Origin of the sequence: Heliophilum fasciatum, assembly GCF_004341395.1 — a bacterium.
In the GTDB taxonomy this organism is placed as follows: Bacteria; Bacillota; Desulfitobacteriia; order Heliobacteriales; family Heliobacteriaceae; genus Heliophilum; species Heliophilum fasciatum.
On the sequence record NZ_SLXT01000019.1, the window covers coordinates 21,897 to 43,157 of the forward strand.

General features: G+C 54.5%; 19 protein-coding genes. 2 read left to right on the forward strand and 17 right to left on the reverse strand.

Features of this window, described 5'->3' with window-relative positions; translation table 11 throughout:
* Nucleotides 1–35: 35 nt before the first annotated feature.
* The 11 genes from EDD73_RS10315 to EDD73_RS10365 all read right to left on the reverse strand — a co-directional run bounded on the left by EDD73_RS10315 (nucleotide 36) and on the right by EDD73_RS10365 (nucleotide 13,398).
* On the reverse strand, nucleotides 36–1,709 hold the full coding sequence (locus tag EDD73_RS10315; RefSeq protein WP_131919715.1) for a sensor histidine kinase: 1,674 nt from the start codon (nucleotides 1,707–1,709) through the stop codon (nucleotides 36–38).
* A 3-nt stretch (nucleotides 1,710–1,712) separates the two neighbouring features.
* Nucleotides 1,713–2,384: a response regulator transcription factor gene (locus tag EDD73_RS10320; RefSeq protein WP_131919716.1), complete on the reverse strand. Its 672-nt coding sequence runs from the start codon at nucleotides 2,382–2,384 to the stop codon at nucleotides 1,713–1,715.
* 271 nt (nucleotides 2,385–2,655) lie between these two features.
* On the reverse strand, nucleotides 2,656–3,492 hold the full coding sequence (locus EDD73_RS10325) for a MetQ/NlpA family ABC transporter substrate-binding protein (RefSeq protein ID WP_131919717.1): 837 nt from the start codon (nucleotides 3,490–3,492) through the stop codon (nucleotides 2,656–2,658).
* 58 nt (nucleotides 3,493–3,550) lie between these two features.
* Nucleotides 3,551–4,219, reverse strand: a complete 669-nt coding sequence (locus EDD73_RS10330; RefSeq protein WP_131919718.1) for a methionine ABC transporter permease — start codon at nucleotides 4,217–4,219, stop codon at nucleotides 3,551–3,553.
* Nucleotides 4,209–5,009: a methionine ABC transporter ATP-binding protein gene (locus EDD73_RS10335; protein ID WP_131919719.1), complete on the reverse strand. Its 801-nt coding sequence runs from the start codon at nucleotides 5,007–5,009 to the stop codon at nucleotides 4,209–4,211. Before EDD73_RS10335 ends, EDD73_RS10330 begins: the two co-directional genes overlap by 11 nt.
* Before the next feature lie 227 nt (nucleotides 5,010–5,236).
* Nucleotides 5,237–6,223 (reverse strand): MOSC domain-containing protein, encoded by a 987-nt coding sequence (locus EDD73_RS10340; protein WP_207668866.1) that lies wholly within the window; start codon nucleotides 6,221–6,223, stop codon nucleotides 5,237–5,239.
* A complete protein-coding gene (gene moaC, locus EDD73_RS10345) occupies nucleotides 6,220–6,666 on the reverse strand; it encodes a cyclic pyranopterin monophosphate synthase MoaC (protein ID WP_207668869.1) in 447 nt (148 codons plus the stop codon). Before moaC ends, EDD73_RS10340 begins: the two co-directional genes overlap by 4 nt.
* Before the next feature lie 63 nt (nucleotides 6,667–6,729).
* Complete coding sequence (locus tag EDD73_RS10350) at nucleotides 6,730–8,469, reverse strand: APC family permease (protein WP_131919721.1); 1,740 nt, start codon at nucleotides 8,467–8,469, stop codon at nucleotides 6,730–6,732.
* A gap of 348 nt (nucleotides 8,470–8,817) precedes the next feature.
* Nucleotides 8,818–9,891 carry a polyamine ABC transporter substrate-binding protein gene (locus EDD73_RS10355; protein ID WP_279222104.1) on the reverse strand — a complete coding sequence of 358 codons (1,074 nt, stop codon included), beginning with the start codon at nucleotides 9,889–9,891 and terminating at the stop codon, nucleotides 8,818–8,820.
* 96 nt (nucleotides 9,892–9,987) lie between these two features.
* On the reverse strand, nucleotides 9,988–11,073 hold the full coding sequence (locus EDD73_RS10360; protein WP_165876455.1) for an ABC transporter substrate-binding protein: 1,086 nt from the start codon (nucleotides 11,071–11,073) through the stop codon (nucleotides 9,988–9,990).
* Between the two features lie 90 nt (nucleotides 11,074–11,163).
* The gene (locus EDD73_RS10365) at nucleotides 11,164–13,398 is read right to left on the reverse strand and encodes a Tex family protein (protein WP_131919757.1); all 2,235 of its coding nucleotides are present in this window, start codon (nucleotides 13,396–13,398) and stop codon (nucleotides 11,164–11,166) included.
* A 253-nt stretch (nucleotides 13,399–13,651) separates the two neighbouring features.
* On the opposite strand from EDD73_RS10365, the gene EDD73_RS10370 reads away from it, so the two are divergent.
* Nucleotides 13,652–15,385, forward strand: a complete 1,734-nt coding sequence (locus tag EDD73_RS10370) for an FAD-dependent oxidoreductase (protein ID WP_131919722.1) — start codon at nucleotides 13,652–13,654, stop codon at nucleotides 15,383–15,385.
* 86 nt (nucleotides 15,386–15,471) lie between these two features.
* On the opposite strand, the gene EDD73_RS10375 is transcribed toward EDD73_RS10370, so the two are convergent.
* The 4 genes from EDD73_RS10375 to EDD73_RS10390 form a co-directional block, all read right to left on the reverse strand.
* Entirely contained in the window at nucleotides 15,472–16,089 is a 618-nt protein-coding gene (locus tag EDD73_RS10375) for a DUF2238 domain-containing protein (protein ID WP_131919758.1), read from the reverse strand.
* Between the two features lie 89 nt (nucleotides 16,090–16,178).
* Nucleotides 16,179–17,528, reverse strand: a complete 1,350-nt coding sequence (locus tag EDD73_RS10380) for a TrkH family potassium uptake protein (protein ID WP_131919723.1) — start codon at nucleotides 17,526–17,528, stop codon at nucleotides 16,179–16,181.
* 8 nt (nucleotides 17,529–17,536) lie between these two features.
* Nucleotides 17,537–18,184 carry a potassium channel family protein gene (locus EDD73_RS10385; RefSeq protein WP_131919724.1) on the reverse strand — a complete coding sequence of 216 codons (648 nt, stop codon included), beginning with the start codon at nucleotides 18,182–18,184 and terminating at the stop codon, nucleotides 17,537–17,539.
* A gap of 100 nt (nucleotides 18,185–18,284) precedes the next feature.
* A complete protein-coding gene (locus EDD73_RS10390) occupies nucleotides 18,285–18,911 on the reverse strand; it encodes a histidine phosphatase family protein (RefSeq protein WP_131919725.1) in 627 nt (208 codons plus the stop codon).
* Nucleotides 18,912–19,090: 179 nt separating this feature from the next.
* Here EDD73_RS10390 and EDD73_RS10395 point away from each other — a divergent pair, with 179 nt between their 5' ends.
* Nucleotides 19,091–19,285: a hypothetical protein gene (locus EDD73_RS10395; RefSeq protein ID WP_131919726.1), complete on the forward strand. Its 195-nt coding sequence runs from the start codon at nucleotides 19,091–19,093 to the stop codon at nucleotides 19,283–19,285.
* A 62-nt stretch (nucleotides 19,286–19,347) separates the two neighbouring features.
* Here EDD73_RS10395 and EDD73_RS10400 read toward each other — a convergent pair whose 3' ends face one another.
* Both EDD73_RS10400 and EDD73_RS10405 read right to left on the reverse strand, forming a co-directional pair.
* Nucleotides 19,348–20,001 (reverse strand): HAD family hydrolase, encoded by a 654-nt coding sequence (locus EDD73_RS10400; protein WP_131919727.1) that lies wholly within the window; start codon nucleotides 19,999–20,001, stop codon nucleotides 19,348–19,350.
* Nucleotides 20,002–20,058: 57 nt separating this feature from the next.
* A complete protein-coding gene (locus EDD73_RS10405; protein WP_131919728.1) occupies nucleotides 20,059–21,210 on the reverse strand; it encodes a DUF362 domain-containing protein in 1,152 nt (383 codons plus the stop codon).
* Between the last annotated feature and the right edge of the window lie 51 nt (nucleotides 21,211–21,261).

Here is a 21,261-nt window from a genome sequence, read left to right on the forward strand (position 1 = left end):
TTGTTTGTTCCTATCGCTACCTTCAAAGGTTACCGTCACACATCGAATCCAGTTGGTTTTTCCTTGCCGTGCTTGCCCATGGGCAAACACACTTGGAACGTAGTGCCCTCGTTCAAGGTGCTTTCCAAGCCAATCGTTCCTTGATGGGCCGTAACGATCCAGTGGGCGATGGCCAAGCCCAAACCGGTACCGCCGCTTTCTCGCGATCGCGCTTTATCCACCCGGTAAAACCTTTCAAATACATGGGCTTGCTGCTCCGGCGCAATGCCGATACCCGAATCCTTGACCGTCAATAGGGCGCGCTCCTGGATGCCTTGTTTTTGCGCCACAAGGTTCACCTGCACCTGGCCACCTTCCGGCGTATACTTGATCGCATTGTCCAGCAGGATATACAAAAGCTGCGTCAGCCGCTCTTTGTCCCCCCAGAGCATCATCGGTATATGCGCCGGCCCACCGGTTTCATCGGTTGTGTCATTCATTGCCGCATACTCTCTTTCGTCCTGCACCGGGCTTCCCCACAGCATCAGTTGAATGCCTGCCTTTTCCGCCGCCGGGCGAAAACGCCGCACCACCTGAGCCACAATGGCCGCCATATCCATCGAAGCAAATTTCATCGCGCCCGCTTCCGTGTCGGCTCGGGCCAGCGTCAGCAAATCGCTGATCAACCGGGTCATCCGCCCCACTTCATCGCGCAGATCCGCCAGCACCTGCTGCGAAAACAGGGAAAGCCGGTCCGCTTCTTCCGCTTCCACCACTTCAATGGACGATTGAATCACACTTAAGGGCGTACGCAGTTCATGGGAAGCATCGGCCACAAAGGCCTTTTGCCGCTGAAAGGCCTCCTTGATCGGCACCATCGCGCGTCCAGCCAGGAAATAGCCCGCCCCTGCAGCCACTGCCAGAAATGTCAACCCCGTTGCCGTCAGCACCGCCAACAGCCGCACCAGCACATGCTGATAAAAGCCCACATCTTTACCGGCCAGCACCGTCACGCCCGTTCGATCACCATGACGTAGCGGCTGAGCCAGCACCAGCATCTTCACATCGCCTACTTCCGGCCGTTCCAGCGTAATCCAGCGCTCTTCCAGCTGCTTCGGGTGCCAGTCCGCCAGTTCCGCCAGGAGCATCGATCGCAATTCTGGCAGCGATTCCCGTCCAGCCAGCAATTGACCGTCCGGCCCGATCACATAGGAAAAGCCGCTTGCCAAGCGCCGCTCCCACTCATGATCGGGCCGCTCCTTGCGGTTATCGCTAAGCACGCGCAGCAACGGCGCACCGTTCAGCCCCTCCGGCTTGCCGCCACGCCCTTTGCTAGCGCCGTCACCGTTGATCCCGGCGAGTGCCTGCAGCGCATTGCCTATGCCGTCAGCCATCGCTACGCCGGCAGACATCAAACTGCTGCTTTTGTCTTCATCATCGTCGTTGTTATCGTCTTCGTGTTCATCATCATCATGGTCATCGCCGCCGACATCGCGGGCAGCGCCATTGGCCTCACTACCGCTACTGGCCGGCACCGTTACGCGACCGCGAGCTTCCAGCCGGTGAAAAAGCCCTGTTTCCTCCTGAACCATGGTGGTGATTTCCCGCTTTTGATCTTGATAGATCATCGAAGAAAGCCAGCCAAAGCTGATCCCGCCGAAAGCCAGTAAAAAAAGCGCCATAAATCCCATATAAAGCAGCGTCAGACGCTTGCGGATCTGCGTAAACATCGTTTAAGCCTCCAAGCAGTATCCTAATCCTCGCACCGTACGAATCCGCATTTCTCCTTCTACGCTCTCTAACTTTTTACGCAAAAGCCGGACATAGGCATCCAGCGCGTTATCGGTTACATCGGCCCCGACACCCCAAACCCGATCCATCAGCAGTTCTCGCGTCATCACTTGACCACGGTTCTGCATGAGCAAGTCGAGCAATTGAAATTCCCGGGTCGTCAACGTAATCGCTTCGCCGCCGCAAGTCACCACCCGGCGATTGCGATCCAGCGTAAACCCGCCGATCGTCATCGTATCGTCGACCAGCGGCACCGTACCGCGCCGGTACATGGCTCGCATCCGCGCCGACAGTTCGGCGAACGCAAAAGGCTTGACCAAGTAGTCATCGGCACCGGCATCCAAACCGTCCACCCGATCCTCTACGGCATCGCGAGCTGTCAGCATTAAAATCGCACCGCTGTAGCCGTCTTCGCGCAAGCGGCGGCACACACTGACCCCGTCTTCCCGGGGCATCATCCAGTCCAAGATCAAAATATCATAGCTGCCTTCCAACGCTTGTTCATAGGCCGCTGCCCCGTCTTGCACCCACACCACTTTATGGCCTTCCCGCTGGAGCATGTGCACCGTCAATTGGCCCAGCCGGCGATCATCTTCCGCTATCAAAACCTGCATGGTCATTCCTCCTCGTCACACGCGCAAAGGGCACCGCATCCTTCCTTAAGTAATTCGCTTTCCTGAAGAACAAATCCTTCAACAAATCCCAGCGTTACCCTCACCATGATCCCTAAAGAACGAACGGTGGATAATTACCTCCCTTACCATACAGGACTCATCTGAATTTTTTATGAAAAAAAAGATATAATCGCCTCACGTTACGGAGGGATTATACCTTTCTTTGTCAGCAGGGATTTTTCAGTCTCCCAATCAAAACGGGCCCTTTCGGTTAAAAGGCAGGAACAACAGCTCCCTTATACGTATCTTGTATGAATTGCTTGACTTCCGGGCTGCGCAGCGCCTTGTCTAACTTTTTGATTTCATCCCGATTCTCATCTCCTTGCCGAACAACAACGATATTCGCATAGGGAGATTCCGCATTTTCTCGGAACAACGCACTGGCTGGATCGATTTTCGCATCCAAGATGTAATTGGTATTGATCACCGCGCCATTGACATCCGGTAACACTCTGGTCAGTTGCGGTGCTTCAACTTCGACGAACTTCAATTGTTTTGGGTTATCAATAATGTCACGCGGCGTCGCTTGATAATTGCTAATCCCCGCTTTAAGTTTAAGCAAGCCCTTGTTCTCTAACAAAACGAGCGCGCGATATTCATTGGAAGGGTTATTGGGAATCGCAATGGTGCTCCCCACTTTGATTTCATCGGCTGATTTTATTTTTTGCGAGTAAAAGCCGATCGGTTCAATGTGAACTTTCGTGGCAACAGTGAAATTATAACCCTTTTCTTTGGAAACAGAGTCAAGATAGGGCACGTGTTGGAAGTAATTAGCGTCGATCTGTTTATCGTTCAACGCCGGATTAAGTTGAGCTTCATCATCCATTACCACAACCTGAAGATCAACACCTTCCGACCTAAGCTTTGGTTTGATGAACTCCAGGATCTCCGCATGGGGAACAACAGCAGCCCCTACTTTAAGTACTTTTGCCGTAGCGGCCGGCGCTACCGTTGATTGGGCGCCACCTCCACCGGATTGGGCACAACCGGTCATTAATCCTGCAACCAGAAGCATGCCGGCCAACATCATTGACACAATTTTCTTCATCTCTTTACCTCTCCTTTTCTAATCAATCCGAATTGGATTAAAGGTTTGCCGCATCACATTACCCAAACTGGTGGCGCCGACGATCAATACTGCGGGCAAGCAGATTTCCTCCCCACTGAAATCCTTGCACAAGCAGAATCAGCGCCACAATCGTGGCGATCATGACATCATCCCGATAGCGCATGTATCCGTAACGAATGGCTAAGCTCCCTAGCCCACCGGCGCCGATAGCACCGGCGGTAGCTGTAAAGCTGGTGATGGTGATAACCGCCAGTGTCATGCTGCGAATCAGCGAGGCTAACGCTTCGGGAATCAAAACTTTGCCGACAATCTCCAGCGGGCTAGCGCCTAACGCAATCGCAGCTTCGATTTTCCCCCGCTCCACTTCTTTGAGTGAGTTTTCGATAAGACGTGCTACAAATGGCGCTGATCCCACGGCCAAGGGTACGACGGCAGCCGTTGCACCTAATGTCGTTCCCACGATCAACCGCGACAAGGGCAGCAAAACAACGATTAAAATAATAAATGGAAAGGATCTTGTTGCGTTGATGACCGTACCCAACGCATTATGGAGATGAGGTAACGGCCATATATGATTCGGCGCTGTAATTACCAGAATGATCCCCAACGGAAACCCCAACAGGAAGGCCATCAGGGACGATAAGGTGATCATATACAAAGTCTCGATCGTACCCGTCAACATCAGCGGCAGTAAATCATCCGGCAAGAGAATTCACCTCCTGATAATCCGCCCTGTTTGTCAGTTGATTTGCCTTTATCGGCTCTTTCTGTTGTCCAAACAACCGCAGGGTTGCGCTGGAGGGCCGCCGGAAAACGGCTTCCACGGCTCCCGTTTCCACAATGCGCCCCTCTTCCATGACTACCACCTGATGGCAAATGCTCTGCACCACGTCCATCTCGTGCGTGATCAGCACAATCGTGACACCCATTTGTTGATTAATCTTTTGCAGCAATTCCAGAATCGATTGGGTAGTACGTGGGTCAAGGGCCGAAGTCGCCTCATCACAAAGCAAAAGGTCCGGATGATTGGCCAAGGCGCGCGCGATACCAACACGCTGTTTTTGCCCACCGCTGAGTTGTGCCGGATAAACGTCGGACTTGTCGTCTAAGCCCACCAAAGAAAGTAACGTGGCTACACGCTCTTTAATCTGTTCTCTACTCCAGCCCGCTACTTCCAGGGGGAAGGCAATATTGTTCCATACTGTCCGTGAATCAAACAGATTGAATTGTTGAAAGATCATGCCGATTTTTTTCCGTGCCTCACGCAAGGGCTTTCCTTGTAGTCCGGTGATGGTTTGTCCGTCGATGACGATCTGACCGGCATCGGGTTCTTCCAGTCGATTCAAACACCGAACTAAGGTGGATTTCCCAGCTCCACTAAAGCCGATGATGCCTAAAATGTCCCCTTTTTTCACTTGAAAACTGACATCGCAAATCGCTTTGATCTTGCCGCTCGGTGTGTGGTAGGTTTTACTCAATTGCGTTACTTTCAGCATGCTCCATCCCCCTTAGCGGGCCGACGAAAAAAAGAGGCTGAGAAAACCGCCTTTCGTACAGGCGATTTTCTCAGCCTCTGGTTTTTTCCAGTCAGCCCTTTTGCACATTGGCACCCGGTCAATGCGTTCAAATCCTATGGAAAACATCTTAGAAGATGCAGGGATATCTGTCAACCTTTTTTTGCAAATTATAGAGATACGCCCGTTTCCTTAGATCTTCCTTTCCCTTATGGCCGGGCACAGTCACCGGCTTCACCGCCCAGCACCTCCAACCCATGGGACAATACTGGGAGAATCACGGCCAGACATTCGCGAACCGCCTTGGGGCTTCCCGGCAGATTGACGATCAGCGTGCGCCGGCGGATACCGGCAATCCCCCGGGTTAACATGGCCCGATTAGTCACCTTGGCACTTTCCGCGCGCATCGCCTCGGCAAGCCCTGGTACCAACCGGTCGATCACATCACCGGTCGCTTCCGGCGTCACATCACGAGGCGCAAAACCGGTGCCGCCCGTCGTCAAAAGCAAATCAACGTGCAGTTCATCGGCCATCATGCGCATGGCCGCCGCCAACTCCGCTCGATCATCAGAAACTACCTGGTAACCAACGACCTCCGCACCAAGCGCTGTCAGTTGCTCGCGAATCACCGCGCCGGAACCGTCGACCCGTTCGCCGCGGCTACCCTTATCGGATGCGGTCACAATGCCTACACGCCAAGGTCGATCCTGTCCCGTTCGGGCAACGCTGGCCCTGGACTCCGGCGGAAGCACGATCACGGGATCGCCGACCTGCACGGCACCGCCGGCGATCACCCGCATAAAGATCCCTTCCCGAGGCATAACGCAATCGCCGGCTTGCTCATAGATGGCACAGCGCGAATGACATTCCTTACCGATCTGGGTCACCTCACCGATGGCAGTTCCACCAATCTTCAGCCGTGTGCCTACAGGTAGGGAAACCAAATCGAGCCCTACGGTGGTTAAGTTCTCGGCAAAATCACCGGGATGAACTGATAACCCTTGCGCCCGCATCTTTTCAATGCTTTCCAGCGCCAACAAACTGACTTGCCGATGCCAGGGCCCACCATGGGCATCGCCTTCCAAACCAAAATCCGGCCGCAGGATACCACGGCCGGTGTTTATTTTGCGCGTACCTTTCTGTTCACTGCTACATACCGCCACCAGATGGCCCACGGACCTCTGTTTTTCGTTCATCGCACTGCTTCCTTCCGGACAAAGTGGCCGCTCCGGCCACCTTGCTTTTCCAGCAACCGGATTTCCCCAATGACCATCGACCGGTCCATCGCCTTGCACATGTCATAGATCGTCAGACCGGCCACCGTCACCGCCGTCAACGCTTCCATTTCCACGCCGGTCTTGCCGGTCGTCGTCACCTGCGCGGTGATCATCACCTGCGATGCTCCTTCATCGAGCTCAAAGTCAACGGCCACACGATGCAGCATCAACGCATGGCACAGGGGAATCAACTCGGGCGTACGTTTGGCTGCCATGATGGCTGCCACGCGGGCCACACTCAGCACATCGCCCTTCGCCAGCGTACCTTCCCGGATGCGCCGCAGCGTTGCCGGCGCCATCATGACCGTTCCGCGCGCCACCGCCCGCCGCTCAGTATCGGCCTTGGCCCCCACGTCGACCATGTGCGCCTGTCCCTGTTCATCAAAATGGCTCAAGGGATCTTGCACCGTGCACCGCTCCTTCCTTTAGATGATCAACCGCACGCCACCCAGTTCAGCCAGATTATAAGGAATCCCCGCACCGGGCGAACCCATAAACATAAAATTCATCGGAATCCCCCAGGACTGCGAAAGTTCTTGCACCAGTTCGGGACTGAATTTGCCTTCGATCACGACGACTTCAATATCAATCTCCGGATAGACGCGGTCAAAAAACTCCACATCCTCATACAAACGTGGCGGCACCTCCGCACCGTCACGGACGATCGTCACAATCTTGATCCGGTTCGTATGTTCGTTATTGCGCACATACTGAAGCGCCAAGTTTAGGTTAGCCGGATCGGCACCCCGGGTAAAAAACACGACTTGCTGCGAGTTGATCTGCTCGACCTTCGTCTCGATCATCTCCGTCATCTGCGACGTCCACCCGGAAATCCGCGTATTGATCGCCCGGATCAAAAACAAACAAGCTTCCAGCAAGGCAATCCGGTTGAGCATGGTAAACACAATGATTACCGTAGGCAAAAAATACTGTAAAAAAATCTGCACATATTTCGGGTTCATGATCACCGTACCGGTCAGCGCCGCCAGCACCGCACCAATCGCCAAAAGCGCTACCGGCCAGGCTGCCTGCACAGGCCGGTTCAACCCACCGCGCCGGATCTTCAAGAGCAAATTACCGATGCCAAAGAGCGCCATCACCGCCAAAAAGCTAAGCGAATAGACCCCGGCCAGCGCCGGCAGTTCACCGGCCGTCACGAGCAACACCGAAACACAAAGCACAAAAAAAGCGATCACAATCCGGTGCTGCGTGCCGTAGCGATTTTTTTTCAGCAAATACTGGGGCAAACAGCGATCAAGCACCATCCGGTGCACCAACCCGGTCACACCCACATACGACGTCAACACGGCACCGCTCAACACCAGCGCCGCATCGACGGCCACCATCACCGTCAGCCAAGGGCCGCCGGCCATGCCGCCCAGATAGGAAAGTAGTGCTTCCTTATTCCCCAGGATCTCGCCCATCGGCAAAAGCGCCAAGGCTAGAAAAGCAATCGACGGGTTGATCACCGTCACCGCCAGCCACATATTACGCAACGTCTTGGGAAAGACGCCCCGTTCCTGTTCCTCCACAAAGTTAGCCGAACTTTCAAAGCCAGAGATGCCCAACATGGCTGCCGAAAAGCCGAAAAACAGCGCCATGCCGATACTGCCTTCGATGGGCAGTGCATAATTGGCCATCAAGATAGCTGTGCCTTTTTGCAGGAAAATCCAGAACCCCGTCACGATCAGCATGCCCAGCGTCGTCAAGTGCAAAAGAAAAATCCCGGTGGCCACCTTCGCCGACTCACCGATACCGATGATCGTCAAGGCCATGAATAAGGCTAAAAGAGCAATCGTCGCCAACACCACCGGCAAATCCACCCATAGCGTGTGCAAGTAGTGCATAGCCTCATTGGCCGAGATGACCGCCGTCGCCATATAGGACAGCAAGGTAAAGCATGCCGCCAGCGAAGCGATGAATTTGCTCGTGGTGTTGAGCAACGCATTATAGGCACCACCGTTCAACGGCAGCGCCCCGACCACTTCCGCATAAATTTTGCGGTACATGAACAGCACCAGCGAAACCATCAGCAAGGAAACCCAGGCCCATTTCCCGGCATAGGCAATCGCCAGGGCCGATACATACAAGCACGATGACGTAATATCATTGCCACAAATCGCGGTCGCTGCTAATTCGTTGAGTTTCCCGTTCTTCTCACTCATTTTACCGTTCCTATCTTTTCTGCCGCCCTGTTTTTTCTACTGTCCCGATCTTTTCCTGGGCGTTACTATCCGTATTATACCGCACCGTTGGCGCGATGCAACAACCCTGTGACCGGCATGGAGCCACAAAAAAAGCAAGGCGGTAAACGACCCAGCATCCAGCAACAAACCAGCTATCTCAGCACGCCTCCCTGGGAAGAGTAACTGCATAACTATTCTTGTCGATGGTATCTCGGAACATTACCGCCTTGCACCCTTAGTATGTTTCAGGCCGCAACAGGCTATACCAATGGAAAATTATTTATTTCAACGCATGACCTATCTTATCCTGCAGTCCACGCAAGCTTGTTAGTTCGCTATCCGGAATAGCCACCGCAACATCGTCCAGTACCGATCATAGACGGGTTGCATATCCCCCACATCAGTAAACTGCTCTGCGCGCTTGAGATGTGGGTTCACATGGATCATCAGATTGGTAAGGTATTCCCTGCTGTGCAGCTCCAGCGCTTTTTTATTGGGATTGCTATACTCGATCCATTCATAGTTTTTCACACTTACTTCCGGTTCCAGCAGATAGTTGATGAATTGTTCCGCCTGCTGTTTATGCTTAGCCCCCTTGGGAATGGCCAACGAATCAATCCACAGCATCGTTCCCTCTTGGGGCACGCTAAACTCCACATTTGGGTTATGCTTATGAATAAAGGCGGCATCGCCGGCCCAAACCGTACCAATCCAATACTCATTCGATATAAACTTCTCTTTAATCGTCTCCGAATCAAAGGCCATCACATTGGGTAGCAGCTTTTGCAGATCCGTAAAGGCAACCTTAATCTGCACCTCATCATTAGTGCTGTTCGAGAACCCATTCTTGATCAAGCCCATGCCCAAGATTTCCCGGGGATCATTTAAGAGCGCCACACGCCCTTTGTATGCCGGGTTCCATAGTTCCTGCCAACTTTCCGGCTTTGTCTTGACATACTCCCGGTTGTAAGCAATCCCGGTTACACCCCATGTATACACGATGGAGTATGTTTCCTTGGAATCAAAAAATAACGTCTGAAAGTTATCCCGCAAGTTCCGCGCATTCGGAATATTACCTTTGTTGAATTCGGCAAGAAGCCCTAATTGAACCAGCTTGTCCACCATATAATCGGTCGGTACGATCAAATCATAGTCCGCACTTCCCGTTTGGATTTTCTTAAGCATTTCCTCATTGCTGGAGAAAACATCATATTTCACTTTGATGCCATACTTCTTCTCAAAGTCGGCCAGCACTTCCGGGTTAAAATAACCCGGCCAGCTATAGATATGGAGTACTTTGTCTCCCGACGCTTGGCCGTTTTTGACCGCTCCTGCGCCACAATCCGTAAGCAGCCCCAGCCACAACAACGCCACAATACCCAGTGACATCCACTTGCGCAACCCATCCCCTCCTTCCCCTAGTCATTACCGGAAAAAAAGCAGCAAGGCTGTGCCTTGCTAAGATGATCTCAATATCGTTATCTATCGTCTCTTCCTTTAATCCCGCCAGGACTTTAACATCTCCCAGTACCGATTATACAAGGGTTGTGCTTCATCCATATCCGTAAACCATTCCGTCCGCTCCAGCTGTTCCTTACTCATGTTCAGGATCGGGTTGCTACGGTAGGCCTCACTGTGCAGGGCCATTGCTTTTTCATTCGGGTCGCCATAGCCAATGGCTTCATAATTGCGCGCACTCACTTCCGGTTCCAGCAGATAATTGATAAACTGCTCGGCCAGTTGTTTGTTCTTGGCCCCCTTGGGAATCGCCATGGTATCCGCCCAGATCGCGGCACCTTCCTTCGGGATCACAAATTCTACATCAGGGTTACTCTTTTGAATATACAATGCATCGCCGGACCAGACCGTACCAATCCAAGCATCATTGGCAATAAACTTCTGCCGGATCATATCCGAATCCAATGACATGACGCCCGGCATCAATGTTTTCAGATCCGCATAAGCGATGCTCAGTTGTTGCTCATCTTTGGTGCTGTTCGAGAACCCATTCTTTTTCAAGGCCATGCCCAGCACATCCCGCTCATCTATTACGAGGATGACCCGTTCCTTATACTGCGGATTCCACAGATCCTGCCAGCTTTCCGGCTTCGTTTTCACGAATTTTTTATTGTAAGCGATCCCGGTAATCCCGGTGGTGTAGACGACAGAATATTGGTTTTCCGGGTCAAAAAAAGGCGCCCGAAAGTTGCTTTGCAAATTCGACAGATTGGGAATATTGGCTTTGTCCAGTTCGGCCAGCATGCCCAGTTTGCTCATCTTGCTCACCATATAATCCGTTGGCTGGATCAAATCATACTTGGTCGGACCAGCTTGCATCTTGACCAACAGTTCTTGGTTATTGGAGTAGGCATCGTAAACAATCTTGACACCGTATTTTTTTTCAAAATCATCGAGCACCGACGGTGCAAAATAGTCCGTCCACCCGTAGATATTCAGCACTTTCTCCTTGGTTTTGCCGCCTTGCGAGGTACTTTGCGACGCGCTCTCCGCTCCGCAGCCGGTCAGCATGCCCGCCATGCCAACTACAGCCAGCATGATCGAGAGCCATTTTCTCAACTGCATACGCTTGTCCCCCTTGACCCGTTCTTCGTCGCCACCGGCATCGCGCCTGTCGATTTGCTACTTTCTACTTCGACGTCATTATGCTATTTCCTACTCCGCCGGACGCATGCTCAACGAAATCCGTCCGCGTTCCAGTTCCACACCGATGACCCGCACCGTCACGGGCTGGCCCACCGATACCACTTCCAGCGGATGACGAACAAAGCGCTCGGCCAACTGCGACACATGAACAAGTCCGTCTTGTTTGACGCCGATGTCCACAAAAGCGCCAAAGTCCACTACATTGGACACCGTGCCGGTAAGCGTCATCCCCACTTGCAGATCTTTCATTTCCAGCACGTCCGTGCGAAACGACGGCTTCGGCAGATCCTCCCGGGGATCGCGGCCCGGCCGTGACAGGGCGGCTACGATATCAGTCAACGTGGGCACCCCGATACCCAGTTCCGCGGCAACAACGGGAATATCCAGCGCCGCCAGCGCCTGGCGCAGCTTGACCATTTCCGGACTGGCTTGCGAGCCGCTGAGCACGGCGGCCGGCACACCGAGGCGCTGCAGCAGTTTTTGCGCCGCTTGATACGCTTCCGGGTGGATCGGCGTATTTTCCAGCGGATCATCGCCGCCGGGAATGCGCACAAAGCCGGCACACTGCGTATAGGCCGCCGGACCGAGACGAGGCACTTTCAAAAGTTGGTTGCGCTTGCGAAAGCGCCCTTGTGCTTCCCGGTAGGCCACAATGTTCTTGGCAATGGCCGGCTTGACTCCCGCTACATAGGAGAGCAGCGACGGCGACGCCGTGTTGAGATCGACACCGACGGCGTTAACACAGTCCTCGACGACGCCGGTCAACGCTTGATCGAGCCGCTTGGGCTCCACATCATGCTGATACTGGCCCACACCGATCGACTTGGGCTCAATCTTGACCAGTTCCGCTAAGGGATCTTGCAGCCGCCGGGCAATGGAAATGGCACTGCGCAGTGACACATCCAACTCCGGAAACTCCTCTGCCGCCAGTGGCGACGCCGAGTAGACCGACGCGCCCGCTTCCGACACCATCGTGTACTGCACCGGCCGCGCCAAGTCGCGGATCGTTTCCGCAACGAGCACTTCGCTTTCCCGGCTGGCCGTACCGTTGCCGATGGCCACTATGGCCACATGATGCCGTTCGATCAACTTCACCAGTTTGGCTTGCGCTTCGGACCGTTTGTTTTGTGGTTGATGAGGGTAGATCGTCGCCACTTCGGCCAGCTTGCCCGTTTCATCGACGACGGCTAGCTTACAACCGGTCCGGTAACCCGGGTCAAAGCCCATCACCACACGGCCCCGCACCGGTTGCTGCAGGAGCAGCGGCCGCAAATTGGCGGCAAAGACCTTGATCGCCTGCTCCTCCCCTTGCTCGGTCATGGCTGCCCGCAGTTCGCGCTCAATGGCCGGCGCGATGAGCCGCTTGTAGGCATCATCGATGGCCCGGCCCACCGCTTCCACGGAGGCCGCCGGTGCACCAGGACGGGTCAACCAGCGCGTGCGCAGTTCTTGCTGCAGTTCCGGCACGGGCACTTCCAGCTTAACTGACAGCACCTTCTCCCGCTCGCCGCGATTGATCGCCAAGGTTCGGTGGGCCGGGATCCGCGCCACCCGTTCCCGGTAATCGTAGTACATCTCATAAGGGCCGCGCACCGCTTTATCGACGGCCTGCACGACCAGTTCGCCCTTTTGCCGCGATTTTTCCCGCATTAATCGCCGCATCTCTGCATGATCGGCGATCTCTTCGGCAATGATATCCAAAGCCCCTGCAAGCGCAGCTGCTGCATCGGCCACATCGCGCTCTTCCGACACATAAGCGGCAGCCAACACGTCGGGCGCTTGCGTAAGCAGTTCAGGGTTCTGCGCCAACAACGCCGTCGCCGGTTCATAAGTACGACAAACTTGTGCCAGGAGTACTTCCGCCAGCGGTCCCAAGCCTTTTTCCCGCGCCACACTGGCCCTGGTTTTGCGCTTCGGCCGGAAAGGGCGGTACAAATCCTCTACTTCCGCCAGCGAGCTTGCTTTTTTTAACGCCCCGACCCAACCATCGTCCAGCTTGCCCATTTCCTGAACCAAGCGATAGACATCAGCCTTACGGCCGTCCAAATTACGCACATAGGCCAACCGTTCTGCCAAAGCCCGCAGTTGCACTTCGTCCATTTCCATTGTCCGTTCTTTGCGGTAACGGGCGATAAACGGGATGGTGTTTCCCTCATCCAATAACTCAATCGCCGCCTGCACACGCGGCAGCGCAATTTCCACATCGGCCGCCACGCGAGGGGCGACCGGCGATTCCCAAGGCATCGCTTCCATAGTCATTCACTCCTTCAAGAATTAGCTTTCTCTACCATACCAGTTTGGGCCATCGGGCGTCAAATTCTTCTTTGACCGCAGTCCGCAGTTCACTTTCCACCCCTTGCCAACGGCGAAGATTGGGTGTATTGTATTGCATAGGGGCAGGGGGTATAATAATGGCATAGCAAATCCTGGGATAACGTGCTTTCCCCATGACCATGGTTCACGCCATTGGCCCCCACGAAAGGAGTATGTTTTTTCTATGGCTAAAAAAGTCCTGATTATCGGCGGCGTTGCCGGTGGTGCCAGTGCAGCCGCCCGCCTGCGCCGGCTTGATGAACATGCCGAAATCATCCTTTTTGAACGTGGCCAGTATATTTCCTTCGCCAACTGCGGCTTGCCCTACTACATCGGCAACGTCATCTCCGAGCGCGACTATTTGCTCGTCCAGACGGAAGAATCGATGGAAGCCCGCTTTCACATCGATGTACGTCCGGAGCACGAAGTCGTCGCCATTGACCGCGGCCGCAAAGAAGTGGAAGTCATCGCCAAGGGCGAACGGTACCGTGAAAGCTACGACTACTTGATCCTGTCGCCCGGCGCCGAGCCGCTTGTGCCGCCCATTCCCGGCATCGATCATCCTTCCATCTATACCGTGCGCAACATGAACGATATCGATAAAATCCACCGGCACATCCAGCAAGTTCAACCCCAAAAAAGCGTCGTCATCGGCGGCGGCTACGTCGGCATCGAAATGGCGGAAAACCTGCGTGAACTTGGCCAAGACGTGACCGTGATCGAAGCCGGCCCGAACATCTTGGCTCCCTTTGACTTTGAAATGGCCCGCATGCTGGAAAAAACCCTCCATGATCACGGCATCCCCGTCATCACCAATGATGCCGTGACGGCCTTCGCTCCCACCGCGGCCCCCGCTACCGGCTCCGGCGACAAGAGCCATCGCGGCCCCGTCACCTTGACACTCAAAAGCGGCCAAACGCTCACGGCCGATCTGGTCATTCTTGCCGTCGGTGTCCGCCCTGAAAACAAATTGGCCCGGGAAGCCGGCCTGGACATCGGTGAGCGCGGCGGCATCAAAGTGGACCCGTACCTGCGAACTTCGGACCCTTCAATCTACGCCGTCGGCGACGCCATCGAAGTCAAAGATCGGGTCAACGGCGCCTACAGTTTGATTCCCTTAGCCGGCCCAGCCAACAAACAAGGCCGCATCGCCGCCGACAACATCTGCGGCCGCAACATCCAATACACCGGCTCCCAAGGTTCGGCGATTCTCAAAGTCTGCAACCTCACCGCCGCAGCCACCGGCAACAACGAAAAACAGCTCAAGCGTGCCGGCATCGCTTATCGTAAATCCTATACCCAGTCACCTTCGCACGCCGGCTACTACCCCGGCGGCAACGAAATGGTCGTCAAAATCCTCTTTACACCCGATGAAGGCAAACTGCTCGGTGCTCAGATCGTTGGCGAAGACGGCGTCGACAAACGCATCGACGTCCTGGCCACCGCCATCCGTCACGGCATGACCGTCTACGATCTGGCCGAATTGGAGCTGGCTTATGCGCCGCCCTATTCTTCCGCCAAAGATCCGGTCAACATGGCCGGCTTTGTGGGCACCAACATCCTCCGCGGCGATGTCAACGTCGTGCACTGGGATGAGCTTCCTGCCATGGATCCTTCCACCTATGTGCTCCTCGACGTCCGCACAAGGCAGGAGCATCAATACAGCCATCCCGAAGGCGCGCTGTTGATTCCCGTCGACGAACTGCGTGAGCGCATCGATGAAATCCCGCGGGACAAAAAAATCTTCGCCTTTTGCCGCATTGGCATTCGCGGCTACATTGCCTGCCGCATTCTTGCCCCCCACGGTTTCGATGTCTATAACATCAGCGGTGGCAACGAACTGTACGCCGCCATGACTAATCATTACGGCGAAACATTGACACCGACGCAAAAAATGCGCCGCTCGGAAGGCCATTAAGCCGCCTTCCATCGCAGCGACAACAAGGCAACAAAAAAAGCACCGCTTTGCCCCTATGGCACAGCGGTGCTTTTTGCTATCTCTTTTTACCGTTGCCAAAGCTTTTGGCGCAAGGCCTGATCTTGGTAGCCCGTGAACAGCGTTAGCGCCAACACCGACCCGGCAAAAGCCAAAAACATATCCCACTGAGCATCCCAAGGATCGCCTTGCATCCCGGCAAAATCAGCTGAGAGGGGCAAGCCCATGCCTACCACAGCCCACTCAAAAAACTCATAGATCGAACTGAGCGCCAAGCCGGCGGCCAGCACGTACCCTGTCAACAGCCATCCCGGTTTCATCGGCGTCAAGCGCAGCAAAAGCTCCCGCGCCACCAGCGCCGTCGCAATACCTTGGATAAAATGGCCAACCCGATCAAAATGATTGCGCTGCAAATGAAAATGATCCTTCAGCCAGTCAAACCAAGGAACATGGGAATACCCATAATGGCCACCCACAGCCCCCCAGATCAAACAAGCCGCAATCCAGCCATAACAAAGCGTTGTCAGGGTCAATCGCCGGTAGGTCAACGCCAGTAGCGCCACACCCAAGAGCAGTGGCACCATCTCCATCATCCATAAGGTATAACTGGCCGGTTTGATCGCCGACCATAGGAACACAGCCGCAACGGTTACGAGCAACCCTAAGTGCCAAGGATGCGTCGTCATCATCATCCCCTCCCCTTACGGTTTGCCCCAAGTGTGGGCCGCTTATCCCCATCCCCGGAAAGAATTAACTCCACGGCGGTGAACTGTTACTAGCCAATCATAATCTTGCCTTCAGGGTAACGAATTCCTCCGGAACCGTTCAATTGATCTTGCGTCAGTGCAAAAACAAGTGTCAACGGTCCCACCCGGCCAGCGAACATGGCCAGCATAACCGTAATTTTGCCCACATCGGAAAGCGCCGGGGTCAGCCCCAGCGACAGGCCCACCGTAGAAAAAGCCGACGTCGCCTCAAATAACGCCGTAAGCAAGTCTGTCTTTTCGGAGAAAAGTAAGATAATCGTAACGATAAGAATCAATATGGACGAAACAAAGACCAGCGCAATCGATTTCTTGATCAAGCTGCGTGGCAAACAGCGCCCCATAAAATTGATCTCTTCACTGCGCTTAAAGGTGCTGACCACAGACAAAATCAGAGTAGCAAAGACCGTCGTCTTGATTCCACCGCCCGTCGAACCCGGTGAAGCACCGATGTACATCAGCACAATAATGACCAGTAGGGTCGCCGGATACAGTTCAGAAAGATTGAGGGAGTTAAGGCCGGCCGAACGCGGAGCCACCGACTGAAAAAAAGCCGCCAGCCACTTGTTTCCCCAATCGAACGACGCCAGTGCGTTACCGTTTTCAAAGAGGAAGATCAATCCCGTCCCGCCCACGATCAGTGCGCCGCTCATCAGCAACACACATTTGGCGTGCAGCGAAAGGCTGCGCCAACTTTTTCGCTCCCGGGCCAGTGTATAGATCTCCATCAACACGGCAAAACCTAAGCCGCCTAAAAAAATCAGCCCGGCCATGGTCAAGTTGATCATCCCATCATCAACATGGCCAGTTAAGCTGGAAAAATTGCCGAACAAGTCAAAACCAGCATTGTTGAAGGCCGAGATCGAATGAAAGACACTGTAATAGAGCCCTTTTTCCCAACCCATTTCCGGTACAAAACGGACCGATAAAATTAAGGTCCCGACCGTTTCAATCAGGATCGTCACGATCAACACGGCCCGGGCCAGCTTCACAATTCCCTGCAGCGAATCGGAATTAAGCGCTTCCTGCAGATACATGCGTTCTCGGTACGATACTTTCTTACCCAGCAAAATAGCGATAAAGGTGGTAAAGGTCATGACCCCTAAACCGCCGATCTGAATCAACGTCAAAATAATCAGTTGGCCCAGACCGGTAAAGGTCGTTCCCGTATCCACAACCACCAATCCGGTAATACAAACGGCGGATGTAGCGGTAAACATGGCGTCAAGCAAGCGCAGCCCCTTGCCGTCAACGGTAGTTTGCGGAAGCGTCAGCAATAACGAGCCGATGAAAATAAGTACTATGAAACTGAAGGCGAGCGTACGGGATGGCGTAATCAAGTTTTTTTTCAACGTTCCCATTGCCGCTTTTACTCCTGCAGCTTCGACAAATCATCATTTTCAGCGAGGATCACCAGCACATCGCCTTCTTGAATGATCTCATCGCCACCCGGCGCCGGAATGATTTCCGCACCGCGTTTGATCGTCAGCACTGTCGCCTTATAGCGGGCGCGCAAATCAAGCGTCTTCAACGACTTACGGCGGAATTTGGATGGAGCAACGATTTCCACAATGCTGTAGCCCGGAACCAGTTCAATAAAGTCAAGTACATTCGACGACAAGCTTTGGGCCAAGCGCGCGCCCATGTCTTTTTCCGGATAGACGATCTGATCGACACCAATCTTCTCCAAGACCCGGCCATGGAGCGCCGTTTGCGCTTTGGCGGCCACAAAAGGAATACCCATATCCTTTAACATCAACGAGATCAGAATATTTGCCTGAATATCATCGCCGATCCCTACGACAGCTGTTTCGAAATTGCGCACCCCGAGGGCGTTCATCTGTTTTTCATCACGACAATCGGCAATCACTGCGTGAGTAATCTTATCGGCCACGGCCTGCACCAGTTCCGGATCTTTATCGATCCCCAAGACCTCATGACCCATGGCCGCCAAGTTCAGCGCTACACTGGAACCGAACCGGCCCAGCCCGATCACAACAAATTCTTTTTGCTTCATGAGACATTCTCCATTTACGCTACATAATGATCGTGGTACGCCTATTCAAGTAAGTATATACTTCGCGTACGCTTGGTGCAATGACCGAAATGATTACTCATCACTCATCGCGGTAAACCGCCCGATCCACATGGACAATGGAAAGGCCGCCATTGCGCAAGTCGCGCTTGACGATGCGGCACCCCGGTGTCCACTGCAGCCAGAGCAACAGGATACGCAAAAAACCCAGGTGCGATACGACGACGATCGGTAGCGGATCATGACGGCGGCCGTGCGCGATCAGATCATGCCAGACCCGTTTGCTTCGGCGCCACGCTTGGTAGACCGTTTCCTCCTCTTTTGTCCAGGGCCAGGCGTGACGCCAGATCGTCATGGCGCAAAGCAAACCGTAAAAGCGCCGGCGCCGACCGCCACTCCAGGGGGCTCGCGCCAGTACCAGTTCGCCCAGATCGTCATGAACGATCGTTTCAGCACCCCAAACTTCGGCCAGTATGGCCGACGATTCCCGCGTTCGCCGGAAGGGACTGGTGATGATCTGCCGTACACCGAGCGGACGCAGCTGTTCCGCCAACATGCGGATCTGCTTTTCCCCGGTTTGATTGATCGACATCTCCGTCGGTGACGCCTTGATCATGGCATTAAACTCATCAATCGTATAGCGCCGGTAAAGCGGAATGATATTTTCATCGGTTTGTCCATGCCGAATAAATAGGATTTGCAGTTTCATCAGCCTCAACGTTGCAAAAATTACTCCCCCAATTATAAACGAATTCGCTGGCAATCCCAACCCTTCTTATCCCCACCCTTCTTGAGATTGCCCGGGTCAACTGGTATCATGATGCTACCTTTCCACCACGGCAACTGCCAATCACCCACAGCCCATCACCCACGAAAGAAGGAGTACTGATGAATCTCAAAGATCAACTTTACCGCATCATCCGGGAACAATCCGAAACGACCGTCGACAACCTGATCGTCCAAATGTACGGCGGCAGCTTGATCAGCAGCGGCCAGATGGAAGAACTCCAGCGCGCGCTCGATCAACTGGCGACGGAAGGTAAGATTGAGCGCACCTTCTGGAGCATTAAACCGCTTGGATAAACGACGCAAAAAGGACGGCCCCCTCAGGGGTGGCCGTCCTTTGCCGTAACTTCATGCCAGAATCAAGGGAATTCCACCAAACCAAGTGCCCGAGCCAAGGCCGCCCAGGAATCGACCACTTGCCCGGCACCGTTCGCCTCGAGTTCCGCCGCAGCAGCCATTCCCCAGGTCACACCGATGGACGCCATGTTCGCGGCAGCCGCCGCCTGCATATCAAAGGGACCGTCACCTACATAAACACAGTTTTCCACGGCCGTCCCGGCCAGTTCGGCCGCCTTCAGCAGCGGATCGGCAAAGGGCTTGGCCCGCGGCAAATCATCGGCACCGACAAGAAAACTCATGAAAGGCCAGATCCCGGTATACATCAGTGAATGGATCGCCGCATGATGCCGCTTGCCCGTCACGATACCCAGCTTACGCCCTTGTCGATGGAGCGCTTTGACCAGCGGCAGCGCCCCGTCAAAAGCGCGGGTCCAAGCATCATGGTCACGCTGGTAGATCCGGCTGTACGCCTGCATAAAATCTTCCCAGCGATCGCCGGCAAACTGCTGGCTGATTTGCTTTAAAGGCACGCCCATCATGCCCATGACCTCACCGTCATTCCAGGGAAGATCAAACTGACGAAAAACCTGCTCGTAGGTATTCCGGCAAAGCGGCAACGAATCAAGCAGCGTTCCATCTTGATCGAAAATCACCGTTGACCACGGTGCACCCATGACAGCACATCCTTTACATTCGAATCGATAAAATCCTCAAAACCTTCCGTCCCTGCTTTAGCGAGCGAAAAGCAAGCTGCCCATACCGGACCGGCGCACGGCAACGGCCCCTTCCGGACATAGCTCCTGGCAGCAAAGACAGCCGATACAGTTCCCCTTATCCAGCTTGGGCACCGCTCCCGGCACTTCTTTCAAGATCAGCGCCGTGGCCGGACAACTGATCACACAAACACCGCAGCTCACACATTTTTTCGGGTCAAACACCGGCAGGGGCCGCACTTGCCGTGATACCCAGTTGGCCATAGCGCTTGGCAGCCATTGGGCAGCAAAGTTAAGCTCACCATTGCGGGCCGGCACAAAAGGCACCGTACGGATGCGCTCACCGTCAGTGACCATCTCCGGCATCCCGATGCGCCCTTCTGCTTCCGCCACCATATCGGTAGCAATGCCCGTCAAGCCGATCAGACCCAGGGCTACCCGATCCAGGGCATAGGTTGATGTCGAGGCCAGGAGACACCCCAGTTGCTTCGGTGCCCCCGCCGTCGGTCCGTCCCCTTCCATACCCATGATCCCATCCATGATCGTCAACACAGGGCGTAACCTTTCATTCAGCGCGATGATCAGCCGGGCAAAGGCGCCCGGATCTTGCACACGAAAATGATATTCCGCTTTGATCATGCCCGGAATTGCCCCATACAAGTTCTTTACAGCGCCGGTATAGCCCATTTGCGCATGGGTTTTGATCTTGGGTAAATTGATGATCGCGTCAGCTTCCACCAATGCTTTTAAGAGCGTCACCCGGCGCAGCGGTGAGCCCTCATCGAGCGGTACCTCCACCGTCGTTACATCATCGCTCACTTCCACACCCAAACGGCGGCCCACGTCGGCCATGCCTGTTTGCTCATAGACAGCACGCAACCCGGCACCGCCGCGCCCGGCGGGACCACCGGGACTGTCGATGATCACCGGCACCGCGCCAACAGCCAGCACTGCTTTAGCTACGGCTTCCACAACCTGCGGATGGGTGGTCACCGCTTTTTCCGGCGCCTTCGCCATCACCAGATTCGGTTTCAGCGCCACACGCATGCCCGGCCGGATCCACCTTTCGATTGCACCCAAACGCACAAAGAGTCGCGCAAGCGCTGCTCCCACATGGGCCGGCTCATAGGTGTTACATCCCGTCGCTGCTACAGGAACTCGTTGACTCATCCCTACCGCCTCCTTGCTATACCAAAAAAAGCCCGCCGGCCCCGATCATCG

What these genes read in the sequence shown, in the direction of transcription:
- EDD73_RS10340 (WP_207668866.1), bottom strand. Translation starts at nt 6,223, where the DNA reads ATGAACGAAAAACAGAGGTCCGTGGGCCATCTGGTGGCGGTATGTAGC.
- EDD73_RS10315 (WP_131919715.1), bottom strand. Translation starts at nt 1,709, where the DNA reads ATGTTTACGCAGATCCGCAAGCGTCTGACGCTGCTTTATATGGGATTT.
- EDD73_RS10405 (WP_131919728.1), bottom strand. Translation starts at nt 21,210, where the DNA reads ATGAGTCAACGAGTTCCTGTAGCAGCGACGGGATGTAACACCTATGAG.
- EDD73_RS10335 (WP_131919719.1), bottom strand. Translation starts at nt 5,009, where the DNA reads ATGCTGAAAGTAACGCAATTGAGTAAAACCTACCACACACCGAGCGGC.
- EDD73_RS10375 (WP_131919758.1), bottom strand. Translation starts at nt 16,089, where the DNA reads ATGACGACGCATCCTTGGCACTTAGGGTTGCTCGTAACCGTTGCGGCT.
- EDD73_RS10380 (WP_131919723.1), bottom strand. Translation starts at nt 17,528, where the DNA reads ATGGGAACGTTGAAAAAAAACTTGATTACGCCATCCCGTACGCTCGCC.
- EDD73_RS10370 (WP_131919722.1), top strand. Translation starts at nt 13,652, where the DNA reads ATGGCTAAAAAAGTCCTGATTATCGGCGGCGTTGCCGGTGGTGCCAGT.
- EDD73_RS10325 (WP_131919717.1), bottom strand. Translation starts at nt 3,492, where the DNA reads ATGAAGAAAATTGTGTCAATGATGTTGGCCGGCATGCTTCTGGTTGCA.
- EDD73_RS10385 (WP_131919724.1), bottom strand. Translation starts at nt 18,184, where the DNA reads ATGAAGCAAAAAGAATTTGTTGTGATCGGGCTGGGCCGGTTCGGTTCC.
- moaC (WP_207668869.1), bottom strand. Translation starts at nt 6,666, where the DNA reads ATGGTCGACGTGGGGGCCAAGGCCGATACTGAGCGGCGGGCGGTGGCG.
- EDD73_RS10360 (WP_165876455.1), bottom strand. Translation starts at nt 11,073, where the DNA reads ATGCAGTTGAGAAAATGGCTCTCGATCATGCTGGCTGTAGTTGGCATG.
- EDD73_RS10395 (WP_131919726.1), top strand. Translation starts at nt 19,091, where the DNA reads ATGAATCTCAAAGATCAACTTTACCGCATCATCCGGGAACAATCCGAA.
- EDD73_RS10365 (WP_131919757.1), bottom strand. Translation starts at nt 13,398, where the DNA reads ATGCCTTGGGAATCGCCGGTCGCCCCTCGCGTGGCGGCCGATGTGGAA.
- EDD73_RS10320 (WP_131919716.1), bottom strand. Translation starts at nt 2,384, where the DNA reads ATGCAGGTTTTGATAGCGGAAGATGATCGCCGGCTGGGCCAATTGACG.
- EDD73_RS10390 (WP_131919725.1), bottom strand. Translation starts at nt 18,911, where the DNA reads ATGAAACTGCAAATCCTATTTATTCGGCATGGACAAACCGATGAAAAT.
- EDD73_RS10400 (WP_131919727.1), bottom strand. Translation starts at nt 20,001, where the DNA reads ATGGGTGCACCGTGGTCAACGGTGATTTTCGATCAAGATGGAACGCTG.
- EDD73_RS10350 (WP_131919721.1), bottom strand. Translation starts at nt 8,469, where the DNA reads ATGAGTGAGAAGAACGGGAAACTCAACGAATTAGCAGCGACCGCGATT.